The organism is Ruminococcus sp. NATIVEDY161 (assembly GCF_045819895.1).
Lineage (GTDB): Bacteria > Bacillota > Clostridia > Oscillospirales > Acutalibacteraceae > Ruminococcoides.
Map to the genome: position 1 here is coordinate 1,340,007 of NZ_CP162392.1, position 14,097 is coordinate 1,354,103.

Below are 14,097 nucleotides of genomic sequence, written 5' to 3' on the forward strand. Positions count from 1 at the left end.
TTTACAAAATGTCTATCTGACAGCTTTTCATCGTGTCGAGCGCTGATTTGTGAGCCTGCGGCGTTACGCCTGCGCAGCAGCTTGAATCAACCGCAATCGGCGCTTCGGGGAAGTTCGCCTTTAAGAGCAGGGCGTTGCTGACAACGCAAATGTCTGTGCATAGTCCGATTAGCTCAATTTCGAATTCCTCGCCGTTTGCTTCCTTTTCAATGAGCCCCGGCAAATCGACCAAGCCGAAGGTGGGCTTTTCTACCGATATATAATCCTTGCCGTCGAGCGCCTTTTGAATATTCGCGTTCAACTGCCAGCCGTCTGTGCCCTTTACACAGTGCGTTACGGGCAGCTTTTTGCCCTCGGCTGTGCTCAGATAATTTTCAGAGTGGGTGTCGAAGGTGACGAAGATTTTTCCGTCAAAGCTTTTTATCTTTTTTACAGCATTCGGGACAATCGCCTGCGCTTCATTTGTGCCGAGAGCTCCGTCGACAAAGTCCTTTTGCAAATCGACCGCAACTAAAAACCGTTTCATATTAATCACGCTTTCTTTTTTATTTGATAATAATATATTGTGGGCGACAAGTCAAGAGTTTTCGGCGGTTGATTTTTGCGCAGATGGGTGATATACTTGGTGAGGTGATATGTATGAAATATATGTTTTTGTCCATAGCCGCGCTTGCCGTGGTTTTCGGGCTTAGCTTTTTAATTGCAGGCTTAATAAGGCGGAAATTAAAGAAAAAACCGCGCATGGCGGTGCACGTAATTATCTGCGTTTTAATCTCATTTGCGGTTATGCTTGCAGGCGGATTTATGTTCCTAAACATCCACTATTCTGCCGAGGAAAGGGCGGTTGAAGCCTTTTCAACTCAGGGCAGCACGAAGGTTACGGAGATTGACGGCGGATATTTTATCGACGGAAAGGGAGATAAAACCGCGCTGATTTTTTACCCCGGAGCGAAGGTTGACAGCGAAGCGTATATGCCGCTGATGGAAAAAATCGCGGACGGCGGAGTTGACTGCTTTCTTCTGAAAATGCCTATGCGGATTGCGATTTTGAACTCAAAAGCCGCGGACAAAATCATTGAAAATTACAACTACGACAAGTGGATTTTGTCGGGACACTCGATGGGCGGTATGATTGCGGCAAGCTACTGCGCTGAACATGAAAATGTTGACGGCGCGGCGCTCCTTGCGGCGTACCCGATTAAGAAAATCCCCGACGGCAAAACGGTTTTGTCAGTCTACGGAACTTGTGACAAGGTGCTCGACAGTGAGGCATACAAAAAAGCCGCTGAGCTTTTCCCCAAGGACTTTACCGAGGTCGTTATCGAGGGAGGAAACCACGCCCAGTACGGCAACTACGGCGAACAGTCGGGCGACGGAAAGGCAGCGACTTCGAGCGAGGAACAGCAAAAGCAGGCCGCGGACGCTGTAATAAAATTCGCGGAAACAATCAAATAACTTGTAAAAATGCGCTGTACAGTCGTTTGACCGTACAGCGCGTTTTAATTTAAAAATATCAGGGAGTGATTTCCTCTTCCTTTTTGTCGAGCAGACACTCAACAAGAACTGCCTTTTGAGCGTGGAGACGGTTCTCGGCTTCCTCGAAGATTTCATCTGCGTGAGCCTCGAATACATCCGCTGTGATTTCCTCTCCGCGGTGCGCAGGCAGGCAGTGGAGCACCATACAACCCTCGTTTGTTACGGTCATAAGCTCCTCGTTTACCTGATAGCCCTCAAAGGCAGCCTCGCGGATTTTCTTTTCTTCTTCCTGTCCCATGGACGCCCAAACGTCGGTGAGAACAACGTCGGCGTTCTTTGCCGCTTCCTTGGGGTCAGTTACGATTTCGAACTTATCGCCAAAGCTCTTGCCGAACTCGAGGATATGCTCGGGCGGCATATAGCCCTCGGGACAAGCCGCTGAAAAGCTCATACCTGTGCGCAGTGCACCGACGATGAGCGAATTCATCATATTGTTTCCGTCGCCAATAAAGCACATCTTTAAGCCCTCGAGCTTGCCCTTGAACTCGCGGATTGTCATAAGGTCTGCGAGAACCTGGCAGGGATGGCAGTAGTCGGTAAGGCCGTTGATAATCGGGATTGAACCGTACTCGGCGAGAGCTTCAACCTCGCTCTGCTCAAAGGTGCGGATCATAATCGCGTCGATAAAGCGCGACAGAACGCGCGCGGTGTCCTGAACAGGCTCTCCCCTGCCGATTTGCAGATCGTTTGACGACAGGAACAGCGGATAACCGCCGAGCTGAGTCATACCCACCTCAAAGGAAACGCGTGTACGTGTGCTCGATTTTTCAAAAATCATTCCGAGGGTTTTACCCTTTAAGTGCTTGTGCTCAATGCCGTGCTTTTGCTCGTATTTGAGCTGGTCGGCGAGGTTAAGGCAGTGCATAATCTCCTCGGTCGTCCAGTCCTCGAGCTTTAGTAAATGCTTCATATCAGTCTATCTCCTTCAATGTTTTTTTAAGTATCTGTACCGCCTCGTCAAGCTCTGCCTGCGTGATTGTGAGCGGAGGCAACATTCTGAGCAGTTTTTTGGCGGTTATTATCAAAAGTCCGTTTTCAACGCATTTTGCGGCTGCGTCATGGGCGTCGGCTTCAATTTCAATGCCGACCATAAGTCCCATTCTGCGGACATTTTTTACTTCTTTAATCTGTCTGAGCTTGGCTTCAAGGTACTCGCCCTTTTCCTCTACCGAGCTCAAAAACTTTTCGTCGGCTACGGTGTCGACAACGTAATTTGCGCCTGCGCAGACTACTGGATTCGCGCCGAAGGTACTGCCGTGGCTTGAAATTCCCATAACGTCCCCTAGCTTATCCGCGCAAAGGCAAACGCCTATCGGAAGTCCGCCGCCGAGCCCTTTTGCGGAAGTAACCAAGTCGGGTAAAATTTCGAAATTTTGGAAGGCGTAGAACTTGCCTGTTCTGCCGATTCCCGTCTGAACCTCGTCGCAAATCATAAGAATATCGCGCTCGGCGCAGAATTCAGCAAGCTGTTTTACGTAGTCTTTATCGAGGATATTTACTCCGCCCTCGCCCTGAATAACCTCAAACATAACCGCGCAGGTTTTGTCTGATACGGCGTCCTTGAGCGCGTCAATATCGTTCGCTGTCACAAACTTAAAGCCGTCCGTAAACGGAAAGAAAAAGTTGTGGAACACGTCCTGTCCTGTGGCAGAGAGGGTTGTCACGGTTCTGCCGTGGAAGGAATCGCGCAGGGTGATAATCTCGTTGCGGTCTGCGCCATACTTGTCAAAGCTGTACTTTCTCGCGATTTTGATAGCGATTTCATTAGCCTCCGCTCCGCTGTTTCCGAAGCAGACCTTTGACATCCCTGTGAATTTGCAGAGCTTTTCAGCGAGGTTTGAAGCCTGCTCGCTGTAAAAGTAGTTTGACATATGCTGGATTGTTCCTGCCTGGGCGGACACCGCCTTTACCCAGCCTTCGTCGCAATAGCCGAGGCTGTTTACGCCGATACCCGAGCTTACGTCGATATAACGCTTGCCGTTTTCGTCAAACGCAACAGCGCCCTTGCCGCTTTTCAGCGCGACGTCGTACCTGCCGTAGGTGTGCATTATATATTTTAAGTCTTTTTCCTTGGTGTTCATAGTGGTCACTTTTCCTTATTGTTAAATGAAAATACAAAAACATCGTCACGCTTTTCAAAGCCGAAATCGCTCCAAAACTTTTGCCCTGCCTCGTTTGTTTGATAGCAGAAAATATGGGTTTTGTCGATACCGTCGGCGGCGATTTTTTCTACCGCCTTTTCGGCAAGCTTATGCCCGATATGCCTTCTGCGGTACTCGGGCAGAACCGCCATATGGTGGATAAATCCGCGTCTGCCGTCGTGCCCTGCGAGGACTGTGCCGACGATTTTTCCGTCAATTACCGCGACTTGGCTCATACCGCTGTTGCGGCTTAAATAGCGCTCGATTTGACTTTTTTCATCTGCCTGCGACAACGCGCGTTTTGAGGTTATCTGCCACATCGCGAAAACCTCGTCGTAATCGGCAATTGTCATTGGACGAATTTCCATATACCTTTTCCCTTATACCTTATCCCTTTGATTTTAGAGTTGATAGAACATTGTGCCGATACCCTCGTCGCTGAACAGCTCGAGCAGGATTGAGTGCTCGATTCTGCCGTCGATGATATGGGCGCGGTTAACGCCGTTGCGGACAGCCTCTACACAGCAGTCGATTTTGGGAATCATACCGCCCTTAATAATGCCGTCGCGCTTGAGCATGGAAACCTCGCTTACGTTTACCACGGGGATGAGCGAATTTTCGTCGTCAACATCCCTGAGAAGTCCGCGGATGTCGGTCATTAAAATCAGCTTTTTCGCACGGAGCTTTGCGGCAATCTGAGCCGCGGCGAGGTCGGCGTTGATGTTGTAAACCTTGCCGTCATAGCCGCCTGCAACAGTCGCGACAATCGGGATATAGCCGTCCTTCATCGCCATTCTGAGCGGCTCGGGGTTGACCTCGCGAATTTCGCCTACATATCCCAAGTCGTGAGCCGAGGCGAGCTTGTCAGCCATTAAAAGTCTGCCGTCAAGTCCGCACATTCCCAGCGCCTTTCCGCCGTGGTGCTCAAGGTGCTGAACAAGGCTTTTGTTGACCTTGCCTGCCAGAACCATCTGCACGATGTCGATTGTCTCGTCGTCGGTAACTCTCATTCCGTCCTTGAAAACGCTCTCCTTGCCGACAGCGTCGAGCATTGAGTTAATCTCCGGTCCGCCGCCGTGAACCAGCACAACGCTGATTCCGACAAGCTGCATAAGCACAAGGTCGCTCATTACGGCAGACTTTAGCTCCTCGTTGAGCATGGCGTTGCCGCCGTACTTAACGACGATTGTCTCACCGACGAATTTTTTTATGTAAGGCATTGCCTGTATTAAAACTTTTGCACGATTGGCATTATCCATTTGTTAGTCCTCTATTCATAAGTTTTGTGTCATACAATTTTCAACTTTCCACTTTCAATTTTCAACTATTACGTCCTGTAGTCCCCATTTATTTTTACATAATCGTAAGTTAAATCGCAGCCATAGGCTTCGGCTGTTCCTGCTCCGTCGGCGAGGTTGATTATGATGTCGATTTCGCTTTCGAGGAGGATTTCCTTTGCCTTGTCCTCGTCAAATGACAATCCAAAGCCGTCCTTGCAGACTAAAATCTCGCCCTTGGCGGATTTGTATGATACGTCGATTTTCTTGGGGTTAACCTCGGCTCCGCTGTAGCCTATGGCGCAGAGAATTCTTCCGCAGTTTGCGTCCGCGCCGAACATAGCAGCCTTTACAAGGCTTGAACAGATTACGCTTTTGGCGATTGTTTTTGCGGCAGCTTCATCCTTCGCGCCGTCAACCTTGCAGATTACGAGCTTTGTCGCTCCCTCGCCGTCGGCGGCAAGCATTTTCGCTACCTTCTTAAAGCCTGCGGTGAGAGCCTCGGTGAATTTATAATAATCGTCGTTTTTTTCGGTGATTTCGGTGTTTCCGGCAAGACCGGACGCCATTACCGCGAGGGTGTCGTTGGTCGAGGTGTCTCCGTCCACGCTTACCATATTATAGCTCACATCGGCAGCTTCGACAAGTGCGGATTTTAACATTTCCGCCGAAATTGCCGCGTCGGTGGTGACAAACGACAGGGTTGTGCCCATATTGATGTGAATCATTCCGCTGCCCTTGGCGATTCCGCCGATTGTAACGGTTTTGCCGTCGAGGGTGAGCTGAACCGCCCACTGCTTTTTGACGGTGTCGGTGGTCATAATCGCCTCGGCGGCGTTTGTTCCGCCGTCGCGGCTGAGAATATTTTTCAGCTCGTCAACGCCCTTTTGTATCGGTTCTATCGGCAGAGCCTGACCGATAACTCCCGTTGAAGCGACGATAACGTCGTCCTCGGCAACTCCGAGAGCAACGGCAGCAAGCTTGCACATAGCCTCTGCCTTATCATAGCCGTCGGGATTGCAGGCGTTGGCGTTGCCCGAATTGACAATCACCGCCTGCGCCCTGCCGTTTTGCAGGTGCTTTTGGGTAACGTATATTGTGTCTGATTTAACCAGATTTTTTGTGAAGATTGCGGCGGCGCTGCACTGCTTTTCGCAGTAAATCATCGCAAGGTCGCGCTTGCCGCTTTTAACGCCCTCAATGGGCTCGTCGGCAATACCTGCCGCGGCGTTGGTGTACGCCTTAACTCCTGCTGAAACTCCGTTGGCGGTGAAGCCGAGCGGTGAGGTTACATTGCCGTCAATAAAAAAATAGTTTTCCATAGCTTTATCCCTAGAAGGCAGGCGGCATAATTACCAGCCCTGTTTTTTCATCAATTCCGAAAATGATGTTCATATTCTGAATCGCCTGGCCTGCCGCGCCCTTGACCATATTGTCAATCGCCGCGCAGGCTACAAGCTTGTTCGCGCGCTCGTCGTGGTGAATTGAAATATCACAGAAGTTTGAATAGCGCACGTTGTGAATATCGGCGCACTTGCCGTCGTCGAGAAGTCTTACAAAGAACTCATCCTTGTAGTAGTCCTCGTAGGCTTTTCTGATTTGCTCAAAGGTCACGCCTTCCTTAATGTCGGCGTAAACCGTCGCCAAAATTCCCCTGTTGACGGGCAGAAGGTGCGGTACAAAGGTGATTGTAACGTCCTCGCCGCTGAGACGCGATAAGGTCTGCTCAATCTCGGGAGTGTGGCGGTGAGAAGCAACCTTGTAGGCGTGGAAGCCCTCGTTAAGCTCGGGAAAATGATTGCCCTGAGTAGGCTTTCTTCCGGCACCTGTTACGCCGCTCTTGCAGTCGCAGATAATTCCCTTTGTGCTGATTAAGCCGTTCACGATTGCAGGAGCGATTGCCAGGGGCGAGCAGGTTGTGTAACAGCCGGGGTTGGCGATTAGCTTTTTGCCCTTAATCTGCTTTCTGAAAAACTCAGGCAGACCGTAAACGCTCTGCTTGTGGAGCTCTTTATCAAGAAAGGTTCCGCCGTACCATTCGGTGTACTCGTCCTCGCTCTCGAGACGGAAGTCCGCTCCGAGGTCGATAAACGCCTTGCCTGCCTTCATACATTTTTCAGCGAGCTCCTGGGAAAGTCCGTGCGGCAGAGCGGCAAAGATTACGTCGCTCTTTTCAACCACAGCGTCCTGATTTTCGCACACCATATCGTTTAAGAATTTGTAGGACGGGTAAACGTCGCTTAATTTTTGTCCCTCGAACGAAACCGAACTGATAGCCGCGATTTCAGCCTTGGGGTGAGCGTAAAGAAGCCTTACAAGCTCCGCGCCTGCATAACCCGTAGCACCTACGATTCCTGCTTTTATTGTCATAATATCACCCGTAATATTTATCTTTAATCCAGTTAACAGGATTACCTTCTATGTATCTTCTTGTTTCGTACAAATCATTCTCATTCCTGATAACGTGCTCGTAAAACGACCTTTGCCATACGTGCTTGTCAAACGGTTTTAACACTCCGCTTTTTACCAGCTTTATATATTCATTGGTTGTTTGTGTTTTCAGCCACTGCACCATTTCCGGTAGGGGCGGACCCATGTGTCCGCCCGTTGAAGCGTCCGTGTGAATAAACAGAATAAATTGAATATGATTCGGCATTATGCAGTAACAGTCTATTTTTATGTTCTGATATTTGCTGCATAGTTTGTTAAGCACGCGCTCTACCATAAGTCCTGCTGTATTCGGGCGGACACACGGGTCCGCCCCTACGGTTTCAACGTCAGCGAGCAGGTTTGCTCTATTTTGGGTGCAAACCGTCACAAAGTACATTCCGTTTTGAGAATAATCGTAATTTTGCAAACGCATTAATTTGCGTTTAGATTGCCGCGAACTTGTCACAGCTTTTCCGCGATTTCCTTTATGCGCTGTGCCTGGGCTTTTACCAATTCGGGGGCGGGGCCGCCGAAGGCGGTGCGCTGTGAAACGCAGTATTCAAGCGAGATTGCCTTGTATACGTCCTCGGTAAAGACGTTGCAGACCGCCTTGTACTCCTCAATTGGGAGACTCTCTAAATCCGTGCCGAGCTCAATGCACCTTGCGACGAGCTCACCGGTCGCCTTGTAGGCGTCGCGGAACGGCACGCCGTTTTTGGTCAGCCAGTCGGCGCAGTCGGTGGCGTTGATAAAGCCGCCTGCCGCCGCCCTGCGCATATTCTGCGGAATTACGCGCATTGTATCGAGCATCGGGGTGAAGGCTGTCAGGCACATTTTTACGGTATCGACCGCGTCAAAAATCGCCTCTTTGTCCTCCTGCATATCCTTGTTGTACGCCAACGCTATGCCCTTCATCACTGTCAAGAGCGTCATTGTATCTCCGAACACGCGGCCGCTTTTTCCGCGGACGAGCTCAGCGATATCGGGGTTCTTTTTCTGCGGCATAATCGACGAGCCGGTTGAGAATGCGTCGTCGAGCTCGACAAACTTAAACTCCCAGCTGCACCACATAATAATTTCCTCTGAAAAACGGCTGAGGTGCACCATAATTATCGAGAGCACGGAAGCAAACTCAATGCAGTAGTCGCGGTCGGAAACTCCGTCGAGCGAGTTGTTTGTTATTCTGTCAAAGCCGAGGAGACCGGCTGTGATTGTTCTGTCAATGGGGTAGGTTGTGCCTGCGAGAGCGCACGAGCCGAGCGGCATTTCGTCCATTCTTTTAAGGCAGTCCTCAAGTCGAGAAACGTCCCTTAACAGCATTTCGCCGTAAGCGAGAAGATGATGGCCGAAGGTGATGGGCTGCGCCCTCTGCAAATGGGTGTAGCCGGGCATTACGGTGTCGCTGTATTTTTCAGCCTTATCCGCGATAACCTTGATGAGGTCAACCACGAGGTTCTTAACGTTGACAACCTCTTTTTTGAGGTAGAGCTTTACGTCCACAGCAACCTGGTCGTTACGGCTTCTTGAAGTGTGGAGTCTCTTGCCGTTGTCGCCGATACGCTTAGTCAGCTCGCCCTCGATAAAGGTGTGGATGTCCTCGGCTTCCATATCAATTTTCAGCTTTCCGCTGTCGATATCGGCAAGGATTCCGTTAAGGCCTTTTATGATATCCTCGGCGCTTTCCTCGCTGATGATTCCGCACTTGCCGAGCATTGTCGCGTGGGCGATGCTGCCCTCAATATCCTCGCGGTACATACGGCTGTCAAACGGAATTGAACTGTTGAAGTCGTTTGTTGTTTTTGATAATTCCTTTTTAAATCTGCCTTTCCAAAGCTGCATTTTTCTACCTCAAATTATTTATTTTCATTATTTTTGTCTTGTTTTATGCCCAAAATCCCCAGCAATACAATCAACGCAATAAATTCAGCAACAGTAACAAGTATAAATATTAATAAAGTTAAAATTTGATTTTCTATATTTAAGGAAGTCAAGCGTGTCATGAGATTTCCATTGAAAAACATCCACATTAGTATTATTGTTACAGTTAACGTTAGACAAAAAATAACAATAAGAGCAATTATGAATTTTTTTAATAAATTGCAGCTATTTTTCTCAGTTGCCACAATAAACACACATCCTTATAAAAACACTTTATGGGCAGGGGTATTTCACCCTGCCCGAAAATGATTATCAAACTCTTATTTAATAAGTCCTTTTTTCGCGCGGACCTTGATGGGAAGTCCGAAGAGGTTGATGAAGCCTGCGCTGTCGTTCTGATCGTAAACCTCGTCCTCGTCGAAGGTCGCAATTTCTTCATCATAGAGCGAATAGGGGCTTGTAACGCCTGCGTCGATGATGTTGCCCTTGTAGAGCTTTAGCTTAACCTCGCCGGTTACATACTCCTGAGTGCTGTCAACAAATGCCGACATAGCCTCGCGCAGAGGTGTATACCACTTGCCGTCGTATACCAAATCGGCAAAGGTGTTGGCAAGGTTCTTTTTGTAGTGAAGGGTGTCCTTGTCAAGGCAGATTTCCTCGAGCTTATCGTGAGCGGCGTAGAGGATTGTTCCGCCGGGGGTCTCGTAAACACCGCGCGCCTTCATACCTACAAGGCGGTTTTCTACGATGTCGGTGATACCAACGCCGTTACGTCCGCCGATTTCGTTGAGCTTTTCAATCAGCTCTACCGAGCCTACTGCCTCGCCGTTGAGCTTTACGGGAATACCCTTTTCAAAGCTCAGTGTTACATACTCGGGCTTATCGGGAGCCTGCTCGGGGGATACGCCCATCTCGAGGAAGCCCTCTTTGTTATACATCGGCTCGTTTGCCGGATCTTCAAGGTCAAGTCCCTCGTGGCTGAGGTGCCAGAGGTTTTTATCCTTTGAGTAGTTTGTCTCGCGGTTGATTTTGAGCGGAATGTTCTTAGCCTCGGCGTAAGCGATTTCTTCCTCACGCGACTTGAATTCCCATGTCCTCCAAGGAGCGATGATCTTCATATCGGGAGCGTAAGCCTTGATTGCGAGCTCAAAACGAACCTGGTCGTTACCCTTACCTGTGCAACCGTGGCAGATAGCGTCAGCGCCCTCAGCCTTGGCGATTTCCACAAGCCTTTTTGCGATAATCGGACGCGCGAAGGATGTACCGAGAAGGTACTTGCCCTCGTAAACCGCGCCAGCCTTAACTGTCGGGAAAATGTATTCCTCAACAAATTCTTTGTTCAAATCCTCGATGTAGAGCTTTGAAGCGCCTGTTTTGATAGCCTTTTCCTCGAGGCCGTCAAGCTCTGTGCCCTGACCTACGTTGCCGGACACCGCGATAACCTCGCAGTTGTCGTAATTTTCCTTAAGCCAGGGGATGATGATGGACGTGTCAAGACCGCCCGAATATGCTAAAACTACCTTTTTGATTTTATTGTCAGCCATTTTGATTTCCTCCGTAAAATGTAATCTGTTTTATTGTCTGCCCTCGACGGCTCCGAGCCTTGGGGGTTTCTTTGGTTCTATTACATTATACTACTTGTTTTGAAAAAATCAAGTCCTTTTTGAATATTTATGCAAATTTGAGCAGTTGCACAAATTTTGCCCGATATTCGCCTTAAATTAGCTTATTACGCATAATTAAAGGCGTGATTACAGGCGATTTCGCTGCTTTTTCAAGTTGATTTTATTTTGAGGCGCGAAAACAATTATTCATTTATGCGTTTAAATATACATTATTTTGAATATTCGGCGGCTGATATTGAATATTTTTCGAATTTCTGATATAATTTACAACACATAAATGTTTAAAGGAGTTTTGTTTATGTCTGAATTTAAGAGAATTTCACCCGAGGAAATTAATGACAATCCGTTTAAGCTTATCGGCAAGGACTGGGGACTTGTCACAGGCGGCACAAAGGACGGCTTTAACACAATGACAATCAGTTGGGGCGGCATAGGCGTTATGTGGAACAAGCCCGTTGCGTTTACGTTTATCCGTCCACAGAGATACACCTACGAGTTTTTGGAAAAGGACGATATTTTTACAATCAGCTTTTACGACGAAAGCTACCGCAAGGCGCTGAGCCTTTGCGGAAGCAAGAGCGGCCGCGACATCAACAAGCCTGCCGAAACCGGACTTACCCCGGCGTTTACCGAGGAAGGCGCTCCCTACTTTGAGCAGGCAAGGCTTGTGCTTGTGTGCAAAAAGCTTTACGCTCAGGATTTGGGCGATGAATTTGTCACTGAGCGCGGCGCGGTAAAGGGCTTTTACGGAACCGACGACTGGCACAGAATGTACGTCAGCGAGATTATCGGCGTTTTGCAAAAATAACGCGATATCATAAAAGTTGATTTATTTTCAACTTTATGATATAATATAATTTCAGAGTAAATCAAAGCATCGCGAAAGGAAGTGAAGTTATGGATAACAACACTTGGAACTACTCCGATAACACACCTGTTATTGACGGTCTTACCCACAAAATGGAGGAACATTCCGTTATTGACACCGACTTATACAGCAAGTACAACGTAAAGCGCGGTCTGCGCGACATTGACGGAAAGGGCGTTTTGACCGGACTTACCGACATTTCTACAATCAAGCAGAACAAGCTGGTTGACGGCAAGCTTGTACCGTGTGACGGAGAGCTTTATTACAGAGGCTACAATGTAAAGGACATTGTTCACGGAATTACAGTTGACAACCGTTTCGGCTTTGAGGAGGTTGTGTACCTGCTTTTGTTCGGTGAGATGCCGACTGTCGACGAGCTTAAGAACTTTAGGTCGTTGCTTGTTCAGTACAGAACCCTTCCCCAACACTTTGTACGCGACGTAATTTTGAAAGCTCCGAGCGAAGATATGATGAACTCCATAGCGCGAAGCGTTCTCACCCTGTTTTGCTACGATAAAAACCCGAACGACACCTCGCTTAACAATGTTCTGAGGCAGTCAATTCAGCTTATTTCGGTATTCCCGATGTTGACGGTTTACGGCTATCACGCGTTTAACCACTATCTGCGCGACAAGAGCCTTTACATCCACCTGCCCGAGCCCTCGATGTCGACCGCTGAGGTCATTCTGTCGCTTCTTAGACCTGACAGAAAGTACACCGATTTAGAGGCAAAGGTGCTTGATATGGCGCTTATTCTTCATATGGAGCACGGCGGCGGTAACAACTCGACCTTTACAACCCACGTTGTTACTTCGTCGGGTACGGACACCTACTCCGCTATCGCGGCAGCGCTTTCGTCGCTGAAAGGTCCCAAGCACGGCGGCGCTAACGTTAAGGTTTACGAGATGTTTGAGGATATGAAAGAGAACCTCACCGACTGGAGCGATAACGAACAGATTGAAAGATACCTTGAAAAGCTGCTCGACAAGCAGGCGTTTGACCGCAAGGGACTTATCTACGGTATGGGACACGCGGTTTACACAATCTCCGACCCCAGACAGAAGATTTTGAAGGGCGCGGTTCAGAAGCTTGCCGATGTTGAGGGCTTTACCGAGGAATTCAAGCTTTATGAGCGCGTTGAAAAGCTCGCTCCCGAGGTTATCGGCAGAAAGAGAAAGATTTACAAGGGCGTTGCCTCAAACGTAGACTTCTACAGCGGCTTGCTCTACAGCATGCTCGATATTCCGTGCGAGCTGTACACTCCGCTTTTCGCCACCGCGCGTATTGCCGGCTGGAGCGCTCACAGGCTTGAGGAGCTTGTAAACTCAGGCAAAATTATCCGACCTGCGTATATGAGCATTTCTCACGAGAAGAAATACAAGAGCATTTCGGAAAGATAAAACACATAAAACATTCAAGGCTCCCCCATCACTTGTTATGGGGGAGCTGTCAAATTTAGCAAATTATTCCTTTACAACTGTAGGGGCGTGCATTGCACGCCCGCTGATAGGAAGCATTTATTTCCTATAACAAATCGGTATGAAAGGACAGTTCGGCTTATGCGGGCGACCAATGGTCGCCCCTACATCAAAGCCTCCACCGCTTGCGGAGGAGGCTTTAAAATTGATAAGGAAATTAAAATGATTATTGTTAAACGGCAAATTCAGCTCCACCACGCCGTCAGCGTTATCGGCGGATTTTGGGGCGGATACACGATTTTTAACCATCTGGATATTTTTGCGAACGCGCAGACGGGCAACCTGATTAAGCTTGTGCTGAGCGTATGCAGTTTTCAGCTTGACGCGGTTTTGTATATGCTGTCGTACTTTGGGCTGTACATTTTGGGCAATGCGTTTTACGCCGTCGCTCGGCAGAAGCTGGGCGTGAGTATGAAGATTGTCAGCTTTATTGTATCCGCCTTGGCTATTGTAATGGTAGGAGTTTTGAACTTTACGAATAACAGCTTTCTCGCGGTTATGCCGATTTTCTTCGCCGCGCCGGTTCAGTGGAACGCCTTTAAAACGGCAGGCGGGAACTCGAGCTCGACAATATTCTCGTCAAACAACGTCCGTCAGGCGGTTATTCAGCTTACTCAGCACTTTATGAACAAGGATAAAAAGTCGCTGAGAAACGCGCGTTTTTACTGGGCTACCCTGATGTTTTTCCATATCGGCGTTGCGGCGAGCTGTCTGCTGAGCCTTGCCTTAGGAGCGCAGAGCATATGGTTCTGCTTTGTGCCGCTGGGAATTGCGGTGGTGTTCTACTACCGCTATGAGGAAGCGAAAATTAATGCGTTTAAATAGAGTTTGATTTTCAATAATGTAGGGGCGTGCATTGCACGC

General features: G+C 48.7%; 15 protein-coding genes. 4 read left to right on the top strand and 11 right to left on the bottom strand.

Annotation, left to right across the window (positions count from 1 at the left end):
* Position 1: 1 nt before the first annotated feature.
* A complete protein-coding gene (locus AB1I50_RS06385) occupies positions 2-526 on the bottom strand; it encodes a cysteine hydrolase family protein (protein ID WP_407723196.1) in 525 nt (174 codons plus the stop codon).
* A 113-nt stretch (positions 527-639) separates the two neighbouring features.
* Here AB1I50_RS06385 and AB1I50_RS06390 point away from each other — a divergent pair, with 113 nt between their 5' ends.
* Positions 640-1,455: an alpha/beta fold hydrolase gene (locus AB1I50_RS06390; RefSeq protein ID WP_407723198.1), complete on the top strand. Its 816-nt coding sequence runs from the start codon at positions 640-642 to the stop codon at positions 1,453-1,455.
* 58 nt (positions 1,456-1,513) lie between these two features.
* Here AB1I50_RS06390 and argF read toward each other — a convergent pair whose 3' ends face one another.
* The 10 genes from argF to AB1I50_RS06440 all read right to left on the bottom strand — a co-directional run bounded on the left by argF (position 1,514) and on the right by AB1I50_RS06440 (position 10,806).
* Positions 1,514-2,446, bottom strand: coding sequence for an ornithine carbamoyltransferase (gene argF, locus AB1I50_RS06395; RefSeq protein ID WP_407723200.1), 933 nt, complete (start codon positions 2,444-2,446; stop codon positions 1,514-1,516).
* A 1-nt stretch (position 2,447) separates the two neighbouring features.
* Positions 2,448-3,617: an aspartate aminotransferase family protein gene (locus tag AB1I50_RS06400; protein ID WP_407723202.1), complete on the bottom strand. Its 1,170-nt coding sequence runs from the start codon at positions 3,615-3,617 to the stop codon at positions 2,448-2,450.
* A 5-nt stretch (positions 3,618-3,622) separates the two neighbouring features.
* Entirely contained in the window at positions 3,623-4,045 is a 423-nt protein-coding gene (locus AB1I50_RS06405; RefSeq protein ID WP_407723204.1) for a GNAT family N-acetyltransferase, read from the bottom strand.
* Between the two features lie 33 nt (positions 4,046-4,078).
* Positions 4,079-4,936 carry an acetylglutamate kinase gene (gene argB, locus AB1I50_RS06410; protein ID WP_407723206.1) on the bottom strand — a complete coding sequence of 286 codons (858 nt, stop codon included), beginning with the start codon at positions 4,934-4,936 and terminating at the stop codon, positions 4,079-4,081.
* A 68-nt stretch (positions 4,937-5,004) separates the two neighbouring features.
* Positions 5,005-6,276 carry a bifunctional glutamate N-acetyltransferase/amino-acid acetyltransferase ArgJ gene (gene argJ / locus AB1I50_RS06415; RefSeq protein WP_407723208.1) on the bottom strand — a complete coding sequence of 424 codons (1,272 nt, stop codon included), beginning with the start codon at positions 6,274-6,276 and terminating at the stop codon, positions 5,005-5,007.
* Positions 6,277-6,286: 10 nt separating this feature from the next.
* Complete coding sequence (gene argC / locus AB1I50_RS06420) at positions 6,287-7,324, bottom strand: N-acetyl-gamma-glutamyl-phosphate reductase (protein ID WP_407723210.1); 1,038 nt, start codon at positions 7,322-7,324, stop codon at positions 6,287-6,289.
* A 4-nt stretch (positions 7,325-7,328) separates the two neighbouring features.
* The gene (locus tag AB1I50_RS06425; protein ID WP_407723212.1) at positions 7,329-7,817 is read right to left on the bottom strand and encodes a transposase; all 489 of its coding nucleotides are present in this window, start codon (positions 7,815-7,817) and stop codon (positions 7,329-7,331) included.
* Positions 7,818-7,846: 29 nt separating this feature from the next.
* Positions 7,847-9,223 (bottom strand): argininosuccinate lyase, encoded by a 1,377-nt coding sequence (argH, locus tag AB1I50_RS06430; RefSeq protein WP_407723214.1) that lies wholly within the window; start codon positions 9,221-9,223, stop codon positions 7,847-7,849.
* Between the two features lie 14 nt (positions 9,224-9,237).
* Positions 9,238-9,507, bottom strand: a complete 270-nt coding sequence (locus AB1I50_RS06435; protein ID WP_407723216.1) for a hypothetical protein — start codon at positions 9,505-9,507, stop codon at positions 9,238-9,240.
* 75 nt (positions 9,508-9,582) lie between these two features.
* Positions 9,583-10,806 (bottom strand): argininosuccinate synthase, encoded by a 1,224-nt coding sequence (locus tag AB1I50_RS06440; RefSeq protein ID WP_407723218.1) that lies wholly within the window; start codon positions 10,804-10,806, stop codon positions 9,583-9,585.
* Positions 10,807-11,185: 379 nt separating this feature from the next.
* On the opposite strand from AB1I50_RS06440, the gene AB1I50_RS06445 reads away from it, so the two are divergent.
* The 3 genes from AB1I50_RS06445 to AB1I50_RS06455 all read left to right on the top strand — a co-directional run bounded on the left by AB1I50_RS06445 (position 11,186) and on the right by AB1I50_RS06455 (position 14,058).
* Positions 11,186-11,695: a flavin reductase family protein gene (locus AB1I50_RS06445; protein ID WP_407723220.1), complete on the top strand. Its 510-nt coding sequence runs from the start codon at positions 11,186-11,188 to the stop codon at positions 11,693-11,695.
* Between the two features lie 89 nt (positions 11,696-11,784).
* On the top strand, positions 11,785-13,155 hold the full coding sequence (locus AB1I50_RS06450; RefSeq protein ID WP_407723222.1) for a citrate/2-methylcitrate synthase: 1,371 nt from the start codon (positions 11,785-11,787) through the stop codon (positions 13,153-13,155).
* Positions 13,156-13,395: 240 nt separating this feature from the next.
* Positions 13,396-14,058 carry a YoaK family protein gene (locus tag AB1I50_RS06455; RefSeq protein WP_407723223.1) on the top strand — a complete coding sequence of 221 codons (663 nt, stop codon included), beginning with the start codon at positions 13,396-13,398 and terminating at the stop codon, positions 14,056-14,058.
* The last annotated feature ends 39 nt before the right edge of the window (positions 14,059-14,097 follow it).